Source organism: Micromonospora sp. NPDC049049 (genome assembly GCF_040649115.1).
Taxonomy (GTDB): Bacteria; Actinomycetota; Actinomycetes; order Mycobacteriales; family Micromonosporaceae; genus Micromonospora.
Genome location: NZ_JBEZEX010000014.1, coordinates 41,489 through 61,195, shown reverse-complemented (window position 1 = coordinate 61,195; position 19,707 = coordinate 41,489). Strand labels below are relative to the sequence as shown.

At 70.1% G+C, this 19,707-nt stretch carries 14 protein-coding genes; 7 read left to right on the top strand and 7 right to left on the bottom strand.

Annotated elements, in window-relative coordinates; translation table 11 throughout:
* Positions 1-50 precede the first annotated feature (50 nt).
* Both AB0B68_RS16445 and AB0B68_RS16440 read right to left on the bottom strand, forming a co-directional pair.
* Complete coding sequence (locus tag AB0B68_RS16445) at positions 51-689, bottom strand: hypothetical protein (RefSeq protein ID WP_357260743.1); 639 nt, start codon at positions 687-689, stop codon at positions 51-53.
* Entirely contained in the window at positions 686-847 is a 162-nt protein-coding gene (locus AB0B68_RS16440; RefSeq protein ID WP_357260740.1) for a hypothetical protein, read from the bottom strand. The genes AB0B68_RS16445 and AB0B68_RS16440 overlap by 4 nt, the downstream gene beginning before the upstream one ends.
* A 74-nt stretch (positions 848-921) precedes the next feature.
* Here AB0B68_RS16440 and AB0B68_RS16435 point away from each other — a divergent pair, with 74 nt between their 5' ends.
* The 3 genes from AB0B68_RS16435 to AB0B68_RS16425 all read left to right on the top strand — a co-directional run bounded on the left by AB0B68_RS16435 (position 922) and on the right by AB0B68_RS16425 (position 6,631).
* On the top strand, positions 922-5,004 hold the full coding sequence (locus AB0B68_RS16435) for a tetratricopeptide repeat protein (RefSeq protein WP_357260737.1): 4,083 nt from the start codon (positions 922-924) through the stop codon (positions 5,002-5,004).
* Positions 5,005-5,069: 65 nt separating this feature from the next.
* Entirely contained in the window at positions 5,070-5,774 is a 705-nt protein-coding gene (locus tag AB0B68_RS16430) for a haloacid dehalogenase-like hydrolase (RefSeq protein WP_357260734.1), read from the top strand.
* Positions 5,771-6,631 (top strand): oxygenase MpaB family protein, encoded by an 861-nt coding sequence (locus AB0B68_RS16425; protein WP_357204811.1) that lies wholly within the window; start codon positions 5,771-5,773, stop codon positions 6,629-6,631. Before AB0B68_RS16430 ends, AB0B68_RS16425 begins: the two co-directional genes overlap by 4 nt.
* 134 nt (positions 6,632-6,765) lie before the next feature.
* Here AB0B68_RS16425 and AB0B68_RS16420 read toward each other — a convergent pair whose 3' ends face one another.
* Genes AB0B68_RS16420 through AB0B68_RS16405 form a run of 4 tightly spaced genes read right to left on the bottom strand, consistent with a single transcriptional unit; the run spans position 6,766 to position 12,171 of the window.
* A complete protein-coding gene (locus tag AB0B68_RS16420; RefSeq protein WP_357260731.1) occupies positions 6,766-9,090 on the bottom strand; it encodes a glycoside hydrolase family 3 N-terminal domain-containing protein in 2,325 nt (774 codons plus the stop codon).
* A 38-nt stretch (positions 9,091-9,128) separates the two neighbouring features.
* Positions 9,129-9,989, bottom strand: coding sequence for a carbohydrate ABC transporter permease (locus AB0B68_RS16415; RefSeq protein WP_357204807.1), 861 nt, complete (start codon positions 9,987-9,989; stop codon positions 9,129-9,131).
* Between the two features lie 2 nt (positions 9,990-9,991).
* Entirely contained in the window at positions 9,992-10,990 is a 999-nt protein-coding gene (locus tag AB0B68_RS16410; RefSeq protein ID WP_357204805.1) for a sugar ABC transporter permease, read from the bottom strand.
* Entirely contained in the window at positions 10,987-12,171 is a 1,185-nt protein-coding gene (locus AB0B68_RS16405) for an extracellular solute-binding protein (protein WP_357204803.1), read from the bottom strand. Before AB0B68_RS16405 ends, AB0B68_RS16410 begins: the two co-directional genes overlap by 4 nt.
* A gap of 262 nt (positions 12,172-12,433) precedes the next feature.
* Here AB0B68_RS16405 and AB0B68_RS16400 point away from each other — a divergent pair, with 262 nt between their 5' ends.
* From AB0B68_RS16400 to AB0B68_RS16385, 4 genes are all read left to right on the top strand, one after another.
* Positions 12,434-13,438 (top strand): LacI family DNA-binding transcriptional regulator, encoded by a 1,005-nt coding sequence (locus AB0B68_RS16400; RefSeq protein ID WP_357204801.1) that lies wholly within the window; start codon positions 12,434-12,436, stop codon positions 13,436-13,438.
* A 149-nt stretch (positions 13,439-13,587) separates the two neighbouring features.
* A complete protein-coding gene (locus AB0B68_RS16395; protein ID WP_357260728.1) occupies positions 13,588-15,435 on the top strand; it encodes a glycoside hydrolase family 15 protein in 1,848 nt (615 codons plus the stop codon).
* A 129-nt stretch (positions 15,436-15,564) separates the two neighbouring features.
* Positions 15,565-16,119 (top strand): hypothetical protein, encoded by a 555-nt coding sequence (locus AB0B68_RS16390; protein WP_357260725.1) that lies wholly within the window; start codon positions 15,565-15,567, stop codon positions 16,117-16,119.
* A 646-nt stretch (positions 16,120-16,765) separates the two neighbouring features.
* Complete coding sequence (locus tag AB0B68_RS16385) at positions 16,766-18,961, top strand: UvrD-helicase domain-containing protein (protein ID WP_357260722.1); 2,196 nt, start codon at positions 16,766-16,768, stop codon at positions 18,959-18,961.
* On the opposite strand, the gene AB0B68_RS16380 is transcribed toward AB0B68_RS16385, so the two are convergent.
* Positions 18,883-19,239, bottom strand: coding sequence for a VOC family protein (locus AB0B68_RS16380; RefSeq protein ID WP_357260719.1), 357 nt, complete (start codon positions 19,237-19,239; stop codon positions 18,883-18,885). The genes AB0B68_RS16385 and AB0B68_RS16380 overlap by 79 nt on opposite strands.
* Positions 19,240-19,707: the final 468 nt, after the last annotated feature.

The window sequence follows — 19,707 nt, the reverse complement described above, 5'->3', positions numbered from 1 at the left end:
CAACGGTTGGGCGGCGCGCCGCTCTCGTCGTAGCCCGACGAGGCGGCGCGCTATCCGGCGGTCGCGGCGATGAACACCACCGCCCCGACCACCACCAGCGCGGCGGCCAGGAACGTCTGCCGGCGGGCCCGGCGCAATGCCTCCCTGACCTGCCAGGCGTGCGCCGTGGCGAGCAGCCAGCGCAGGTGCGGGTCGGTCCGGGCGATGTTGCGACGCGCAGTAGCGAGCCCCGCCCGGAGGGCGGCCCGCTCCTGCGGCGCAGCCGTCGACAGGCGGCAGGTGATCTCCGCGGCGATCCGGCGATGACGCAGCAGACCGTCGACGTCGTCCGCGTACCCGCCGAAGTGGTACCAGGGCTCGGCCTCCAGCCGCTCGCGCAGGCCGCGCAGCTCCGGCCCGGTGAGCGTCGCCGGCGTGGTCATCGGCGGTACGAGCACCTCGCTGGTCCGCCAGATGGCCCAGGCCACGCCGAGCAGCGTCACCAGCAGGCCGCCGCCTGCCCACGCCGCGTGAGCCCAGTCGGTAACCTTGCCGGCGGCGATCAGCGGGCCGCCGCCGAGCAGCAGCGCGCCCACCGCGCCGGCCGAGGAGATGATCCACCGCGCCGCCGCCCGACTGTCCGCGACCGAGTCCAACGGGGACGGCAGCACGTCCAACCCCGCGCCGGTCGTCGGCGACTCCCCGGTCATCGACTGTCGTCGCGGAAGACGACGCCCAACGGGCCGTTCTCGTCGTCGGGCAGATCGGTGTACGGCACCCAGCGCTGCCCGTCGAAGACCTCCAGCTCGCCGCTGTCGTTGATCCGCACGGCGTTGACGTGCGCGAGCTCCTCAGGATCGTCAGCCATGGATACAGTATCGGTCAGCCCGGCAATCCATCCCGGCATCGGGTCGTCCGCCGGGCGACCGCAGGGGGCCCTTCGTGATCCGGTTGACAGTCAGCGCGACCGACGTGGTCCTGGTCGTTGGCGGCGACCGACGCCGGTACCCGGTGGGCCCAGGCGATCAACGCACGGCCGACCTGCTCTGGCGGCTGCGCGGCGGCCCCTCGGTGGAACTGTCGTACGAGGTCGGCGTCGCGCTCGGCCGCCGTTTCCTCGACGCCCCCGGCGCGGCCCTGCGCGCTGAACTGGCCCGCCCCGGTCGGCACCCGCTCGGCATCGAGGTCGTCGACCCGGCCCTGGCCGACCTGCCCTGGGAGACGCTGGTGCTGCCCGGCGAGGAACTGCCCTTGGCGCTGCGACCCGACGTCGACGTCTGCCGGACCGGCGACGACACCCCGGCACCCACGGTCCGGGTGGACGGCCCACTGCGGATGCTCGCGGCGATCGCGAGCCCGGACGACTCGACCCAGCCGCTGCTGGACCACGAGCGGGAACTCGGGCGGATCCTCGGCGCTGTGGAACCCGGGCATCGGCACGGGGTGCGGGTCCGCGTCCTGGAGTGGGGCAGCGCCGCCGCGATCCGGGCCGCCCTCGCCGAGGAACCGTTCCACGTCCTGCACGTCTCCAGCCACGCGCGTCCCGGCGCGCTGCTGCTGGAGACCCCCACCGGCGCGGAGGACCGTGTGGACGCCGCGCGGTTCCTGGCCGAGGTGCTGCCGCCTGGCCGGACCGTGCCCTTGATCGTGCTGGCCGGCTGCTCGACAGCCCGCCAGGATCAACGGGACCTGCCCGGGCTGGCCGGCGCGCTGCTGACCCACGGCGCGCCGGCGGTGTTGGCGATGAACGGGACGGTCAGCGACGGGTACACCATCGACTTCTGCGCTCGGCTCTACGAGCGGTTGGCCGCCCGCAGCGAGCCGGAGCTGCTGGCGGAGGTCTCCGCCGTACGCCGCGAGCTGGCCCCGACCGCCGCCGAGTGGTGGATGCCGACGCTGTTCCTGGCCGACCCCGGGCTGCGGCTGGCCGGCGGACGGGACGGCGCTGCCATTGCCGCCCCGCCGGGTCAGTCGATCGTCGGGGACGGCGTGGTGCGTGCGCCCACTGACTTCGTGGGCCGCCGGGAGATCCTGCGTCGGCTGTCCCGGGGAAAGCTTCGGGTGCTCGTCCACGGCATCGGTGGGATCGGCAAGACGAGTCTCGCCGCGGAACTCGCGCGGCGGTTCCGCGACGCGGGTGGCATCGTCGTGGCGACCCACGGCGACGCCACCGTCGACGCGATCCTCGACGAGCTGCGCCGCCAGGTGGAGAGCAGCTGCGCCGATGCGGCCCCTGACGACCCGCTGCGGCGATGGCTCGTCGCCCTCGCCCAGCCGGGCCAGGACTGGCGGCGACGGTTGGACGCTATCGGCACCGACGGCCCGCCGCTGCTGCTCGTCCTCGACAACGCCGAGGACGCCCTGGACGCCGAGCACCGGTTGGCCGACGCGGACCTGGCCGCGTTCCTCGCCGCCTGGGCGTCCCACCACGAGCTGGTCGTGACCAGCCGGCACCCGTTCCCGGTCGCCGGTCTGGAAGCCTGTCACCTCGGTCCGCTCTCCTGGCAGGAGACCCGCAAGCTGCTGTGGCGGCTGCCGGGCGTGGGCCAGCTGGCGTCGGCGGAACAGCAACGGATGTGGCACCGGCTGGGTGGCCACCCGCGCGCGCTGGAATACCTCGACGGCCTGCTGCGCGGCGGCAACACCCGATCCGACGAGGTCGCCGGCCGACTGGCCGCGGCCGGCGGTGGCCGGGACGCCGCGCCGGCCGAGGTCGGCACGCCGCTGGCCGAGGCCGGGGCGCTGGCCGCCGAGGATGTGCTGCTGCCCCGGCTGCTCGCCCGCCTGGAGGCCGTCCCGGCGGCCCGTCGGTTGCTGCTCGGTGCGGCGGTGTACCGCACTCCGGCGGACCGGACCGGGCTCGCCTGGCAGCTCGCCGACCCGGCCGACGGCGACGAACCACCACCGGAACCGGCGGGGCTGGACGAGGCGGTCGAGGCGCTGTCGCAGCTGGGGCTGCTCGCCCCGGTCGCCGGGGGCCACCTGGTGCACCGGTGGACGGCGGCGAGCCTGCAGCGGATCGCCGGCCGCGACGCGGTGGTCGACGCGCACCGCCGGGCGGGCCGTTACTGGGGCTGGCGGGCCCGGTCCAGCACCGACCAGCACGACTTCATCCGCCGGGCCGTCGAGGCGCGGTACCACCACCTGGCGGCGGGTGACACCGACGAGGTCGTCACCTACTCCGAGCTGGCCTGCCAGGAGTTGCACGCGGCCGGGCACTGGGCCTGGGAGGAGAAGATCTGGCGGGAACTGCTGCCGCTGGCATCCCCGGGCTCGGCGCGTTTCGCGAGCTTCCTCAAGGGACTCGGCGACGTGCACCTCAGCCGGGGTGAGTACGCGCAGGCGACGCAGCGTTACGAGGCGGCGCTTGCCGTCTACCGGGATCTCGGCGACGACAGCGGGGTCGGCAAGCTCCTGCACCAGTTGGGCCTGGTCGCCGACAACCGGGGCGACCGGGCGAGCGCGGACCGGCTGTTCCAGGAGGCGTTGACGATCCTGAGCGGGCTCGGCGACCGCTCGGCGGTCTCCCGGACCCTGCACCAGCTCGCCGGGATCGCCCGCGGCAACGGCGACGCCGAGCTGGCCATGTCGCGTTACCTGGAGGAGCTGGCGATCGCCCGGGACCTCGACGACCTGGAGGGGATCGCGGCGAGCCACCACCAGATCGGCGTACTCGCCTTCGAGGCCCGGGACTTCGTGAAGGCGGAGCGGTGCGTCCAGGTGGCGATCACCAGCTACGGACGGTTGGGCGTCCGGGTCCAGCAGGGCAGCGGGCTGGTGATGCTCGGACGCATCGCCCTCGCCGAGTTCGCGTACGAGACCGCCGAGGAGCGGGTCCGCGCCGCCCTGAAGATCTTCGAGGAGGTGGGCAGCAACGGTCACATCGCGGAGTGCTCGCTGTTGCTCGGTCACCTCGCCCGCGACCTCGACGACCTCGCTTTCGCCGAGAGCTGCTACGCCCGCGCCCGGACGATCGTCGCGGCCCTCGGCGAGGACCCGCTGCTACGCCGCTGCGACGAACTGCTCGGCGGCGTCCGAACCGTCCTCGGCCGGGCTGCCGAGGCGGTGCCGCACACAGTGAACGCGATAGGCGGGGACGACCAGCCGCCGGTCCAGGCAGCCCTGGAATGGCTGGCCGTGCAACGCCTGGAACTGGGCGCGCACGCCTTCTCCGCCCTGCTGTCCCGGCACCTCGACCGGCGGCAGGCGGCGCAGCGGGCCGAGTGGGTCGAGGCGTACCTGCGGTTCCGGTTCGACGCTTCCCACCCGACGCCGCTGGGCAGTGGCTACGTCCTGCGCGCCATCGCCGCCGCCCGGGCCGGTGAGTTCGGTACCGCCCGGATGTGCCTGCTGCGGGCGTTGCCGATCTGCGCCGCCGCCGGCTACCAGGCGGGGGTCGCCAAGTGCCACGAGGACCTCGGCCGGGCAGCCCTGGAGACCCGCCGGCTGACCGAGGCGCGGTCCCGCTACGAGCAGGCGTTGCAGGTCTATCGCGTGCTGCGCCACGAGCCCAACCAGGCCATCGTCCTGCACCAGCTCGGCCGGGTCGGCGAGGAGCAGGAGGATCTCGCCGGCGCGGACGCGTTCTACCGTCGCTCCATCGCGATCAAGAAACGGCTCGGGAACCTGTCGGGCGTCTCCAACAGCACCTTCCACCTCGGCAGAGTGGCCGGCCTGCGCGGCGACCGGGCCCTGGCCGAGCGGTGCTACCGGACCTGCCTGCGGATCGACCGCGAGCAGGGCAACTGGGAGGCGGTGGCACTGGACCAGGTGGCGCTCGGGCAGCTGCGCGTCGAGCAGGGCCACCCGGCGGAGGGCATCCCGCTGATCGTCGAGGCGCTGAGCATCGACCGGCAGATCGGGTCGGCGAACGCGGCGCTCGACCTCAACGCACTGCGCGAACTGCGGGCCAGGCTCGGCGACGAGGTGTTCGCGGCCATCCTCACCGACGCCTTCGGCGCGGCCAGCGCCGCCGAGGTGCTCGACCTGATCGCGGTGCTACCGACCGCGGACGAGCCAACCTGACCCAGCCGACCACCCGTACACTCGGCTGATGGCGAACCGCCCGCGGCACCGAGGTCGATAGACCGATGAGGGCGTCGACCGCAGACACCGTGATCTTCGATTTCGACGGTGTGCTGCTGCGCGGGGACGCATTCGGGCTGTTCCTGCGACGCACTGCTTTCGTGGGTGCCCGGCTGCCGCTCGCCGTCGCCGCGCTCGTCCTCCTCGCGCCCATCGCCGCCCTCCCCGCCCTCCGTCCGTGGGCGGCGCGGTGGGTCAGCCGGATCGGCCTGGTGGGCCGGAACGCGGACGAGTTGCGGGCAGAGCTGGAACGCTTCGGTACGAACCTCGGTGCGGACCCCGGGCGGATGATCGAGCCCGGTCTGCGGATGATCCGTACCCACCTCGCCGCCGGCGACCGGGTCATCGTGGTGACCGCGTGCGAACACACCCTGGCGCGCGCCGTGCTCGACGCGATCGACCTCGCCGAGGTCGAGCTCGTGGCCTCGCGCATTCGCGGGCCGAAACTGCTAGTGCACAACCACGGGGCAACCAAGATGGCGCAGCTCGCCGGCCAAGGGGTGACGCCACCGTGGCGGGTCGCCTACAGCGACTCCCTGTCGGATCTGCCCATCCTCGACGCCGCCGAGCAGCCAGTGCTGGTCAACGCGACAACGCGTCAGGTCGCCCGGGCGCGGCGGCTCCTCGGCGCCCGGCTGACGACTGTCACCTGGTTGGGTGGCCAGGGCCCGGCGCACCCACATCACACCGCTGGAGGCGCCCGCCGATGAGGGGCCGCTACGACAACCTGACCCGCATCCGTGCTCTCGACCCGGAGCGCGACCACCTGGTCATCTACCAGACCATGCTGCGCTACGAGTTTCCGTGGGACATGAAGCTCGGGCTCAACCTCGCCTTCAACCGGTCGTTCTCCATCCCCGCCATCGCCGCCGTGCACACCGCCACCGGGGAGCTGACCGAACGCACCCAGAAGCGCATCGACGACACCGGTCTGCTGATGTACGAGATGGTGCTCAACGGCTTCGACCAGCCTCGGGGCCGCGAGGCGTTGCGGCGCGTCAACCAGATCCACCGCCCGTACGACATCAGCAACGACGACTTCCGCTACGTCCTCGGCTGCCTGGTCGTGATTCCCACCCGGTGGTTGCAGGAGTACGGCTGGCGCCCACCCTGCTGCCACGAACGTCACGCCACGTACCTGTTCTACCGGGAACTCGGTCGACGGATGGGCATCACCGACATCCCGGGGTCGTACGGCGAGTTCGAGACCTGGTTCGACGCGTACGACGCAGCTCACCTGCAACCCAACGACGACGCGGCGGCCATCGAACGCGCCACCCGCATGCTGATGCTCACCCGGATCCCCCGGACGCTCGCCCCACTGGGAAACGCCCTGGTCAGCGCCCTGTATGACGCGCCGCTGCGGCGCGCGACACGGGTCGACACGCCGACCTGGCCGGTCCGGGCGGGTGTGCACCTGGCCCTGCGGACGCGATCGCTGTCGCAGCGGTGGTTCGGGGCACCACCGGCGACCGCGTTGTTCGCCGACGGGATCACCACCAAGAGCTACCCCGACGGGTACGAGATCAGCCAGCTCGGCCCCCACCACGACCGCGTGCGCGAGTAGCACGTCGTAGTGCCGGCGTCGCCGGCTCGAACGCGCCGGGCCCTACGCCACCTGTACGAGGTCCCAGCGGCGACCGGCGCGAGAGTGCGGCCGGTCCGCCGACTGTCCGCTACGGACAGTCGGCGGAACGGCTCTCAGCGGACGTCTGTGGTGGTCCAGCGTGGGGAGGCGGTGGTGACCGGGACGGTGTCGCCGACCAGCGTCGTCAGCGCCTGGGCGTCCCGCCGCGCACTCGTGCCGACCCACAGCTCGACGACGCCCGGCTCCACCACCCGGGTGAACGTGCGGTCGGAGAAGGCCAGACGGGTGGTGGGCACCGTCAGCTCGACAGTGACGGACTGGCCCGGTTCCAGATGGACCCGCCGGTAGCCGAGCAGCTGCGCCACCGGCCGGGTCACCGAGGCGACCACATCGCGACCGTAGAGCTGGAGCACCTCGTCGCCAGCGACCGCGCCGGTGTTCGTCACCCGCACGGTCACCTCCACCGCCCCGCTGGTGGGCGTCGTGCTGGGCACGGTGAGCTCGCTGTAGGCGAATGTCGTGTAGGACAGGCCGTGGCCGAACGGCGCCACGGGCGTCGCCGGCAGGTTGGTCACCTCGTTGCCCGTACCGAGGGTGGGGTGCAGGTAGGAGTACGGCTGCGCGCCGGCCGACCGGGGCAGGCTGACCGGCAGCCGGCCCGACGGGTTGACCCGCCCAGAGAGCACCCCCGCGATCGCCCCGGCGCCCTCCTCGCCCGGGAAGAACGCCTGCACCACCGCCGCGCAGCGCGCGAGCGCCCAGCCGACCGCGTACGGCCGGCCGGTGACCAGCACGAGGACGACCGGTGTGCCGGTTGCCAACACCGCCTCGACCAGTTGGCGCTGGACGCCGGGCAGCTCCAGGTCCTCCCGGTCGCAGCCCTCGCCGACCGTGCCGCGTCCGAAGAGGCCGGCATGGTCTCCGACGACCAGGACGGCCACGTCCGCGCCGGAGGCTGTGGCGACGGCCTCGTCGAAGCCGGACCGGTCGTCGTCGTCCACGTCGCAGCCGCGTGCCCAGGTGACGAGGTCGCCACCGAACTCGGCCCGCACGGCGTCGAGCACGGTCGGCACGTCGATGCCGGTCTCCACGCCAGGGTGCTGGACGAGGACGTGGTTGAGGAATGAGTAGCACCCGAAGAGCGCGCTCTGCCGGTCGGCGTTCGGGCCGATGAGGGCCACCCGTCGCCCCGCGGGCAGCGGCAGCGCGTCCCGGTTGGCGACCAGCACGATCGATTCCTCGGCGAGCCGACGGGCGATCGACCGGTGCTCGGGCGAGTCGAGATCGATCGTCTGGGGCGGCTCGTCGTCGAAGGTCGCGTCGAGCAGACCCAGGTCCCGCTTCTGGCGCAGCACCCGCAGCACCGCGCGGTCGATCAGCGCCTCGTCGAGCTTGCCCGCCCGTACCGACTCCCCCAGGGTCAGATAGGCGTCGCCGGTGGGCAGTTCGACGTCGAGACCGGCGGTCAACGCCTGCCCAGCCGCGTCGGCGTGATCGCCCGCCACGTGGTGCAGCAGGTTCAGGAACGCGACCCCGTAGTAGTCGGCCACCACAGTGCCGTCGAAGCCCCACTGGTCGCGCAGGATGCCGGTCAGCATCGTCGGGTCGGCGGCGACCGGCACCCCGTCGATCTCGGTGTACGAGTGCATGACGCTGCGCGCGTCGCCGTCGAGGATCGCCATCTCGAACGGGGGCAGCAGCACGTCGGCCAGTTCCCGGCGGCCGATGTGCACCGGGGCGAAGTTACGCCCGGCGCGCGAGGCGGAGTAGCCGGCGAAGTGCTTGAGGGTGGCGTGCACCCCCTGCGACTGCAGGCCGCGCACGTACGACGTGCCGATGGTGCCGACCAGGTACGGGTCTTCGGCGACGCACTCGTCGACCCGACCCCAGCGGGGGTCACGGATCACGTCGAGCACCGGAGAGAGCCCCTGGTGCACGCCCAGAGCCCGCATCGAGGCGCCGATCGCCGCGGCCATCTCGGTGACCAGTTCGGGGTTGAACGCGGCACCCCAGGCCAGCGGGGTGGGGAACGTGGCCGCCTTCCACGCGGACAGTCCGGTGAGGCACTCCTCGTGCACGATCGCCGGGATGCCGAGCCGGGTGCCGGTGACCAGGTCCCGCTGGAACTTCCACAACCAGGACGCGCGTTGCGCCGCGTCCAGTGGGCGGGTCCCGTAGGCGCGGGTGAGGTGGCCGAGCCCGTGCCGGGAGAAGTCCTCGAGCTTGGAGGCGTCGCCGAACTCGCCCTGCAACGGTGCGACCGCCTCGCCGTCCTCCTTCTCCCAGAAGCCGACGAGCTGGGCGATCTTCTCCTCGATCGTCATCCGGCCGAGGAGTTCGCGTACGCGGGCCTCGCCGTCGTGCCCGTCCGGTCGTCCGTGCTCCGGACCGGCCTGGGCCGGCACCGGCCCGTCCACCACCGCGTGGACCTCAGTCATGCTGTGCCTTCCTGTGGTTGTGCTCGTACCGCTGCCGCTCAGCCCTTGACCGCACCCTGCAGGCCACCGACGATCTGTTTCTCCGCGAGCGTGAAGAAGAGCAGCGCCGGCAGCATTGCCAGCGAGGTGAAGGCGAGTACGCCTGCCGTGTCGGTCGTGTACTGGCTGGAGAAGTTCTGCACGCCCAGCGGCAGGGTGTGCAGGTTGACGTCGCTGAGGACGAGCAGCGGCAACAGGAACGAGTTCCAGCTCGCCACGAACGCCAGGACGCCAACGGTGACGAGCGCGGGCCGCGACAGCGGCATCGCGACGCGCCAGAGGAAGCCGAGCCGACTCGCACCATCGATCGCGGCGGCGTCCTCCAACTCTCGCGGAATGGCGGAGAGGAAGGGGCGCAGGATCACGATCGTCAGCGGCAGTGAGAAGGCGACCTGCGGCAGGATCACCGCGTAGTACGAGTTGATCAGGTTCAGGTCACGCAGCATGAGGTAGAGCGGCAGGATCGCCGCCCCGGCCGGAAACAGCAGGCCGAGGGTGAAGAAGGTGTAGAGCCCTTCTCGCCCGCGGAACCGGTAGCGGGCCAGCACGAACGCGGCGGCCAGGCCGAGCACGACGACGGCGAGCGTGGTGCCGAGGGCGATGACCGCGCTGTTGAACGCCTGTTGCCAGAAGTTGCTCTGGGTCAGCACCCGGGAGTAGTTGTCCCAGACGAACGGGTCGGGCAGGCCGGCCGGGTTGGCGACGATCTGCGGGGTGGTGCGGAAACCGCCGATGACCACGTAGATGACCGGGGCGATCGACACCGCCGCGATCGCGAGGGCGAGCGCGTAGGTGAGCGGCGTGCCCCAGGAGACCTGGCGGCGTCCGGTGGACGGGGGGAGAACCGAGTTCACGGCCATCGTCACTTCGCCCTTCCGGTGATGGCGCCCTCGATGTCGCGGCGGAGCAGGAACCGCTGGAACAGCAGCGCCGCCACGAAGGAGATGACGAAGAGGATTACCGCCACGGCGTTGCCGTAGCCCCAGAGCCGGGCGAAGAACCCGTTGTCCACCATGTACGTCGCCATGGTGGCCGACGCGCCGAGGGACCGCACCGCGGGCACCGAGGTCACCCAGATCATGTCGAAGATCTGCAGCGAGCCGATCATGGACAGGAACATCCAGATCCGGATCGTCGGGCCGAGCAGCGGAATCGTGACGTGCCGTTGGATCTGCCACCAGCTCGCGCCGTCGATGGCGGCGGCCTCGGTCAGCTCGTCGGGCACATTGGACAGCCCGGCGAGGAGCAGGATGATGGCGAAGCCGACGTATTTCCAGGTGAGAACGGCCAACAGGGTCCAGATGACCACGTCCAGGTCCGCCAGCCAGGCCTGCACCAGGCCGCCCATTCCCAGGGACCGCAGCAGCGCGTCGACGGTGCCGTCTCCGGTGAGGAGCAACTTCCACATGATGCCGACCGTGACCTCGGCCAGCACGTACGGCACGAACACCAGGAGGCGGAACACGGACCGCCCACGGAAGCGACGGTTGAGCAGCAGGGCGACGCCCAGGGCGATCGGTCCCTGGATCAGCAGCGACCCGAACACGATGATGGCGTTGTTGCGCAACGCGTCGAGGAAGATCGGATCCTGGAAGGCGAGGGTGTAGTTCCGCAGACCGACGAACTCGGTGGGCGGCCCGACCCCGCGCCACCGGAACAGGCTGTAGTAGACCGCGAAGCCCATCGGCACCAGCACGAACATCACGTAGATGGCGACGGCCGGCGCGGTCAGCCCGATGATCTCGTACCACTTGCGGCGGTTGTCGGCTCGGCGGGCGGAATCGCGCTCGGCCCGGCGGGGGCCCGCCGGCGACGCGGAAGCGCCGCCGGCGGGCATACGGATCTGGTTGGCGGAGGTCACTTGCTTGCGGCCGCCTTCATTGCCGAGACGACCTTCTCAGGCGTCCCATTGCCGGCGAAGATGGTGACGATCGCGTCGTTCATCGCGTTACCGATGGTGCTGCCGTAAGCCGTGTCCAACCAGAGCTGGACGTAGCTCGCCCCGGAGGTGGCCTCCAGGATGGACTTCAGCGCGGGGTCCTTGACGGCGTCCGCCGCACCCTTGGCCACAGGCAGGCCCGTGCCGGTCTCGGCGTAGCCCTTCTGCACCTCGGGGCTCACGATGTACTTGAGGAACTCGACGCACTCGGACGGGGCGTTCTTGGAGCAGGAGAATCCGTCACCACCGCCGAGGGCAGCCTTCGGGTCACCCGGGGAACCGCTGATCGCCGGCACTGGGAACCAGCCGAGGAACGACGCGAGCTTCGTCTTGTCCGTGGCGACGGTGTCCAGCGTGCCGCGGTTCCAGTCACCCATGAGCTCCATCGCGGCCTTGCCGTTGGCGAGCATGCCGTTGGCGCTGGTCGGATCGTTCTGGCCCGGCGTGGCGATGAAGTTGGGCTGGAACGGCTTGGTGTCGATGAACGCCTTCAGGTCCTGGCCGGCCTTCACGAAGCACGGATCGTCGAAGGTCTTCTCCGCGGACGCCTTCTTGAGGGTGTCGACCGAGCAGGCGCGCAGCGCCATGTTGTACCACCAGTGCGCGGCCGGCCACTTGTCACCGGCACCCACGGCGATCGGAATGACGTTGATCGCCTTGAGCTTGGTGACCGCGGCGTTGAGCTCCTCGAAGTTGGTCGGCGGAGCCGCGATGCCCGCTCGCGCGAACATCTCCTTGTTGTACCAGACGCCCTCAATGCCCATCCGGAACGGAAGGCCGTACTGCTTGCCCTTGACCTGCCAGATCTCTGCGGCACTGCCGATGTCGCCGACCTCGGTCTTGACCTGGTCGGTGATCTCCTTGAGGTAGTCGGCCTCCACCTGCTCGGCCATCTCGCCGCCACCCCAGGCCTGGAAGATGTCCGGCGGGTCGCTGCTCAGCAGCGCGGCAGGGAGCCGGGTGCGCTGGAGCTGGTTCGTCTCGATCGCCTCGATCTCGATCTTGACGGTGGGGTGGAGTGCGGAGAAGTCCTTGGCGACCTTCTCCCAGTAGGTCTTGCCGGGCCCGTCCTGTGAGGCGTTGTGCCACCAGGTCAGGGTCACCGGGTCCTTGTACAGCTCGTTCTGAGGGGCCGCCTCTTCGCCTCCACCGCCACAGCCGGCGGTAACGAGAACACTTGTCATCAACAGTGCCAGGACGGCACTTGCACGCCGCTTCGTTGCCATAGATGTCTCCTCGACTGCTCAGTCGCGGTACTCGGCCTGCGGCGAAGTTTTACAGTCATGTAACTTGATGTCAATCGGTATCGATAACGTTTTCGAGTCGGTGACACCGCGGCGGCAGCAGGGCCCTATCATCATCGACGTGGTGTTTCAGCAGCGCGTCAAGATGTCGGATGTGGCACGTACTGCCGGCGTCTCGGTCGCAACCGTTTCGAAGGTCGTCAACGGCCGCTACGGCGTGGCCCAGGCAACAGTGGAGCGAGTCCAGCAGGTCATCCACGAGCTCGGCTACGAGGCGAGCCTGGGGGCGCAGAGCCTGCGCAGCCACCGCACCAACGTGCTCGGCATCCTGGTCGCCGAGTTCGAGCCGTTCTCGACCGAGCTGCTCAAGGGGGCGTCGCAGGAGGTCGCCGGGAGCGGATACCAGCTACTGGCCTACTCCAGCGGCGACGGCGAGGGCGCCGCCGTGGGGTGGGAGCGGCGCTCGCTCGCCCGACTCTCCGGCACACTCATCGACGGCGCCGTGATCGTCACGCCGACAGTGGTCGAGACCGAACACAGCTTCCACGTCGTGGCCGTCGACCCCCACACCGGGCCGTCCGACCTGCCCACCGTCGACTCGGACAACTTCGCCGGCGCCGTACTGGCGACCAACTACCTGCTGTCCCTCGGCCACACCCGCATCGGGCACATCAGTGGACGCACCGACCTGAAGTCCGCCCAGCTGCGCGAGGCCGGCTTCCGCAGTGCGATGGCCGAAGCCGGCGTGCCGGTGGACGAGCGGCTCGTCCGCGTCGGCGGGTTCCGGATCGAGAGCGCCGCCGGCACGGCCGCGGAGCTGCTCGCCCTCACCGACCGACCGAGCGCGATCTTCGCGGGTAACGACCTCTCCGCGATCTCCACGATGACCGTGGCCCGCGACATGGGCCTGTCGGTGCCCGACGACCTGTCAGTGATCGGCTTCGACAACGTCCCGGAGTCGGCGCTGGTCAACCCGCCGCTGACGACCATCATGCAGCCGCTGCAACGAATGGGCGCCGAGGCGTTGCGCCTCCTCGTCGACCTGATCGCCGGCGTCGACCGCGACACCCACATCCGACTCCCCACCGAGCTGGTCATCCGCTCCTCCTGCCGCCCGCTGCGCTGACTGTGAGGCTGGCCGGGTCGGCGCAGGACCCCGGCCTTCGCCGCGTTACGTGGGGGAACGCGACAGGGTGGCGGAACGTGAATCTCACCTAAGCCGACAATTCCTCCCCTAAGTTCGGTGCGCAGGACGCCGCCGAACCGGGGAGAGATGTGGACAGCTATCCGGCGATCGAGGATCACGGGCTCATCGGCGACCTGCAGACCGCCGCGCTGGTGACGTGCGACGGGACCGTCGACTGGTTCTGCGCGCCGCGGTTCGACTCACCGAGCATCTTCGCCGCCCTGCTCGACAAGGAAAAGGGCGGCTACTTCCAGATCGCGCCGCACGACGTGCGGTACGTGACCAAACAGCTCTACCTCCCCGGCACACCCATCCTGATCACACGGTTCATCAGCGCCGACGGGGTGGCCGAGGTAATGGACTTCATGCCGGTCACCGGCGAGCGGGCCACCGACGCGCATCGGCTGGTCCGGACCGTCACCATGGTCCGCGGCAGCATGCGCTTCCGGGTGGAGTGCCGCCCACGGTTCGACTACGCCCGCGAAGAGCATCAGCTTGAGCGCCACCACAACGGCTACGTCTTCCGCAGCCGGTCGGCGGCGCTGACGTTCAACCCAGTCGACCCGGTACGGCGGTTGATCTCCGAACAGGGTGACGTCCACCTTGAGGGCGGCGACCTGGTCGCGTACGGCACGCTGAACGAGGGAGACACCGGCGGGGTGGTCCTGGAGACGGGTGGGGCCGAACCGCGCATCTTCGCGCCGGAAGAGATCCAGGGCATGTTCGAGTGGACCCGGGACTACTGGCGGCGCTGGCTCGAACGTTCCCGCTACACCGGCCGGTGGCGGGAGATGGTCGAGCGCTCGGCCATCACGCTCAAACTCATGACGTACGCGCCGACCGGTGCGATGATCGCCGCGCCCACCACCGCGCTGCCCGAGCTGGTCGGCGGCACCCGCAACTGGGACTACCGCTACACCTGGGTACGCGACACGTCGTTCTCGGTGCACGCACTGCTCGGCCTCGGCTTCACCGAGGAGGTCAGCCGGTACATGAACTGGCTGGACGAGCGGATCCGCGAGGCCGGCGACCACCAGGACCCGTTGAAGATCATGTACCGGGTGGACGGCTCCTCCGACCTGCACGAGGAGGTTCTGGACCATCTGGAGGGCTATCGAGGCTCCCGGCCGGTACGGATCGGCAACGGCGCCGCCGACCAGCTCCAGCTCGACATCCACGGCGAGGCCCTCTACGCCATGCACCTCGCCGACGAGCAGGGCATCCGCGTCTCGCACCAGGTGTGGAAGAGCACCGTCCGACTGGTCGACTGGCTCTGCCACAACTGGGACCAACCCGACGCCGGCATCTGGGAGAGCCGCCACCACCCCCGCAACTACACCTTCGGTCGGGTGATGTCCTGGGTCGCGCTGGACCGGGCCATTCGGCTGGCCACCCGCACCGGTCGCCCCGGGGACATGGCCTGCTGGACCGACCAGCGCAACCGCATCTACAACCAGGTCATGGAGCGCGGATACGACCGGGCCCGCGGCACCTTCGTGCAGGCGTACGACGAGAACGTGCTGGACGCGGCACTGCTCGCCATGCCGGCGGTCGGTTTCGTCACGCCGAGCGACCCGCTGTGGCAGTCCACCCTGCTGGCGATCGAGCGTGAACTGGTCTCCGACAGCCTGGTCCACCGGTACGACCCGGTCCACTCCCCCGACGGCCTCCCGGGCCACGAGGGCACCTTCAACATGTGCACCTTCTGGTACGTCGAGGCGCTGGCCCGTGCTGGCCGCCTCGACGACGCCCGACTCACGTTCGAAAAGATGTTCACCTTCAGCAACCACCTCGGCCTCTATGCCGAGGAGATCGCGGCGACCGGGGAGCAGATCGGCAACTATCCCCAGGCGTTCAGCCACCTCTCACTGATCAACTCAGCGCTGACACTCAACGACCTGCTCGACAACGAGGCCGACGCCCGCCGCAGGCGGTAGCGCCAGCTCGTCCCGGCCAGCCCGCCGCCCACGCGGAGCCGGCGGCGGGAAGGACTTGACGCGCCCGAGTCCAACGCGCATCGTCGATATACATCGACCATCTCGAATGTATGGACGCGGGGAGAACCGATGAAGGCCTTCGTCACCACCGTCTCGGTTGCGGCACTGCTGCTCCTGGCCACCGGCGGCGCATCCCACGGCCAGCCAGCTGCCGACCCGCTCTGCACCGGGCAGATCCACCCGAACCCGGGGTTCGAGCGCGGCACCACCGGCTGGACGGCCGGCCCCCGCATCGTCGTGTTCGGCGACGCGACCCGACCGGCACACACCGGCCGCGCCTACGCCGCCTTCGCCGGGCTGGACGTGACGCGTACCGACCTGCTGCGCACCACCGTCACAGTGCCGGCCAACTGCGACCTGACGGTCAGCTTCTGGGTGCGGACCACCACCACGGAGACCAGCCGCGGCGACTACCTGAACGTCGGACTGGCGGTCACCGGGATACCCCCGAAGACGAGGTTCTCGCTGGCCTTCGACGGCGGAGCGCAGTGGCGGCAGTACGTGATGTCCAGCGGAACCGCCACGACCGAACGCGCCGCGACGGCCAGCTTCCTGGCCAGCGAGACGGCCGGCAACGGGGCCACCGCCTTCGACGTCGACGACGTGTCCTTCAGCTTGAGCTGACCTCCACGGGACAACCCTCGGCACCCCGGTGACCGTCCTCGCGCCGCGCGACCTCGGCCGACATCTGCCGCAGGTCGGCTCAGTGGGGTTGAGCGGGGTTGAGCGGGCCAGTCCAAGCCCAGGGGAATACCGGTGTTGGTGGTGTCCTCGTCGAGGTTTATGCCTCCGACGATCTCCGGCGCGAGGTCGCCAGATTCGAGCCGGTGGCGATGCAGCTCGTCGTGAGTGCCCAGACCCGCAAGGCTGGCGTTCTCGTAGATCGAATGAAGGACCCAGGTCGACGATTGCCAACCAGCGGCGTCGTAGCCGGTGGTCGACTCCCAGACAGGGCGGTCTGCAAGCCAGGTCAACAGCATGGCCGGAGCTTCAACGCGTTCCATCGACACGCCGCCATCGTGCCGCACCCAGGCCTGAGGCCGAAGAGCACCCACCGCTTGGAACACACTCAAAGAACAGATGGAGACCGAACTGTCAATATGGAAATAGGATTGATGAGGCCACGAACAACGCCGGAACTGCAAGGCATTGAGATTCCGATCTCTGCTGGCGGATTGCCTGGTCGGTGAGGGAAACGGACTCTATGCTTGCCGCCGAATGCGCTGCGGCTCATCCGGGCCGAGGGTTACCCCGATCCAAGGATTTGTGAATGCACCGGAAGTCTGCCCTGAGCATCGGCACCGCTGGCGTCGCCGAATCAGCACCTGGCGGCCAACTGCCGGCCCCCACAGCGGAGGGTGCCGCGCGACGATCCGCGGTCGCCGAGGAACAGGCATTTCTGGATCTGGCCACGGCCCGGCGCGACAGGCTGGTCGACCACCTACAGGTCGAGCTTTCGGCAGAGGCCCTGGACGCGTTGGAGCTGGCCCGGCAGCGCATGCTCCGCCAGCAGTACGACGAGCTACGGCGAGCAGAGGAAGGGCTGGTCTTCGGCCGCCTCGACGGCCTCGACGGCACTGTGCGCCACGTGGGTCGCGTCGGTCTTCGCAACGACGGCGAGGGCACCGAGCCACTGCTGGTGGACTGGCGCGCTCCCGCAGCTCGGCCGTTCTACACCGCGACGGCTGTCGACCCACAGGGTCAGGCACGGCGCCGGCACATCCGTACGACGGGATCGGCCGTCGTCAGCGTGGACGACGAACCCCTCGACGGAAGTACGACTGCGGAACTCGTCGGCGAAGGCGCCCTACTGGCCGCTCTCGACCAGCGGCGCACCGGCCGCATGTCGACGGCGATCTCCACCCTGCAACGCGAACAGGACGACATCATCCGGGCTGAGGCGACCGGCCCACTGATCGTCCAGGGCGGACCCGGCACGGGCAAGACCGTGGTTGCCCTGCACCGCGTCGCGTACCTGCTGTTCACCCACCGGAAGATGGCCGACCAGGCGGTCCTGGTCCTGGGTCCCTCGCCGCGGTTCCTCCAGTACATCGCCCAGGTACTGCCCGCGCTCGGTGAGACCGCCGTCGTCTCGGCGACCTGCGACACCCTGCTGGCCGACATCCACGTGGGCCGCGACGAGAGTCGGCGTCTCGCCGAGATCAAGGGCCGCGCCCTCTGGCAGCCAACGCTCGAAAGCTACGTCACGTCGCTGCTCCCCCGCCCGCGCGAGCTGAAGCTGCGCTGGGAGGGCGAGTTCTACGTCATTCCGGCCGCGACCGTGGCGCAGGCGCTCGCCTCGGCGGTGCAGGGGCGTCCGTACCACCGCGCCCGCGCGGCGTTCGCCGAGCAGTTGCACCACCGTCTGGCCGATGTCGTCGCCGAACAGCGCGAGACGCTGATGGCGGAGATGGAGGAAGGCTTCGAGGACATCCTCGCCCGCGTCGACAAGGGCATGGCGCATGACCACTCCTGCACCGAGGCGTCCACCGGCAGCGACATCAACGGGTTGCTCTCCGAGGAGGAGGTCGAAGAGCTTCGTTGTCGTATCGCCGAGAACACCACCATCGCCCGGTTCATCGAGGCCTGGTGGCCCACCCTCGATCCCGAAACCCTGCTGGGTGGCCTCCTGACCGACCGCACCCTGCTGGCCCGGTTCGCCCCGCAGCTGTCCCCCGAGGAGGTCGCGGCCGTCGCGGCCGAGCCCACCCCCTGGGCATCAAGCGACATCCCTCTTCTCGACGCCCTCGCCGACCTGCTCGGCGACGTCGACACCCCGCAACCACAGGGCGAATTCCTCGCCGAACGTGCTCGCCGCCAGCGCGGCTGGGTGTACGGCCATGTCGTCATCGACGAGGCGCAGGAACTGTCCGAGATGCAGTGGCAGATGGTTCTCCGCCGTTGCCCCAGTCGCTCCATCACCGCCGTCGGCGACATCGACCAGGCCGAGGCAGCACACCGGCACGCCAGTTGGGCGCAAGCGGTACGGGCTGCCTTCGGAGACCGCTGGACCGCCGCGGAACTGACCATCTGCTACCGGACCCCGCGCGAGGTCATGGACCTCACCGAACCGGTCTTGAAGAAGGCTGGCAGCCACAACACCCCGCCACGGGCGGTGCGTTCCGCCGGCATCGCCCCCTGGGAGCGGACGATCACACCGGCTGAGCTTGCCGGCGCCGCCGTGGACGCAGTGCGGCAGTTGCAGCAACGGTGGCACGGCGGCACGGTCGGCGTCATCGCCCCCGCGGAGCGCATCGCCGCACTCCACGCCGTGCTGAGTGATGTGCCGGTGCTCACCGCGACCCAGTCCAAGGGACTGGAATGGGACGCGACACTCCTCATCGACCCTGAGGGCATCGCCGCCGAACCGCGCGGTTGGAACGGCCTCTACGTCGCGCTCACCCGATGCACCCAGGAACTCGGACAGCTGACCCTCACGCCGCGGTCGTGCGGGTCAGCCGCGTAGGCAGAAGGGATGGCTGGCCGGATCACGCGGGACGCGAAAGCGTCCGGCGCGGGTTGTTGCTCTTCTTTGACGGCTCCGAGTTCGATCGCGCGCGCCTCGGCGTCATCGAGGTCATCGGGCTCGTCGACGGCCAGGTCGAAGTGGATCTGCTGTGATCGTTCGCCCGAGGGCCAGGTCGGTGGCCGGTAGCCGTCGACGCGAACGGCACCGAGGTGCAGCGGACCCGCCTTGACCGCACAGAAGTCCGGGGTCTGGACCGCGACCTCACCATCCAGCATCGCCGCCCAGAAGCGGGCCAGGACGGCTGGGTCAAGGCTTCCAGGTTGATTGCAGCACCCGCGGGGTCGGACAGCATGGTGGTGTGGCATCGCACGTGGCGCCGTCGCCGGAAGTCGTCAACCCGCTGATGGCGATCTACTTCCCCGTCGACCTCGACAAACTCGCGGCCCGATGCCTCTACCTCGACCGCATCGAGAACACCGTCGGCAGACGGCAGGTCATCACACGCGTCCAAGCGTTCCGCGACGAGCTTCTCGCCGCGCGCATACCCGCGCCTTCCCGCACTGATCGCCCGGACGGCGGCAGGTGCGGGTGGGTACGGGGGGCCTACTGTCCTCTCCGTGGACGCCAAGACCGGAGAGTTGCGAGCCGCGCACGACGTCCTCGCCGAGCTCTATGCGGAACGCCTGAATGACGCCCTGGATCGCATGCCCGCGGAGAGGGCCGTCCTCGACCTGTTCTGTGTA

What these genes read in the sequence shown, in the direction of transcription:
- AB0B68_RS16390 (WP_357260725.1), top strand. Translation starts at nt 15,565, where the DNA reads ATGAAGGCCTTCGTCACCACCGTCTCGGTTGCGGCACTGCTGCTCCTG.
- AB0B68_RS16385 (WP_357260722.1), top strand. Translation starts at nt 16,766, where the DNA reads ATGCACCGGAAGTCTGCCCTGAGCATCGGCACCGCTGGCGTCGCCGAA.
- AB0B68_RS16380 (WP_357260719.1), bottom strand. Translation starts at nt 19,239, where the DNA reads ATGCTGGATGGTGAGGTCGCGGTCCAGACCCCGGACTTCTGTGCGGTC.
- AB0B68_RS16430 (WP_357260734.1), top strand. Translation starts at nt 5,070, where the DNA reads ATGAGGGCGTCGACCGCAGACACCGTGATCTTCGATTTCGACGGTGTG.
- AB0B68_RS16420 (WP_357260731.1), bottom strand. Translation starts at nt 9,090, where the DNA reads ATGACTGAGGTCCACGCGGTGGTGGACGGGCCGGTGCCGGCCCAGGCC.
- AB0B68_RS16425 (WP_357204811.1), top strand. Translation starts at nt 5,771, where the DNA reads ATGAGGGGCCGCTACGACAACCTGACCCGCATCCGTGCTCTCGACCCG.
- AB0B68_RS16445 (WP_357260743.1), bottom strand. Translation starts at nt 689, where the DNA reads ATGACCGGGGAGTCGCCGACGACCGGCGCGGGGTTGGACGTGCTGCCG.
- AB0B68_RS16440 (WP_357260740.1), bottom strand. Translation starts at nt 847, where the DNA reads ATGGCTGACGATCCTGAGGAGCTCGCGCACGTCAACGCCGTGCGGATC.
- AB0B68_RS16415 (WP_357204807.1), bottom strand. Translation starts at nt 9,989, where the DNA reads ATGGCCGTGAACTCGGTTCTCCCCCCGTCCACCGGACGCCGCCAGGTC.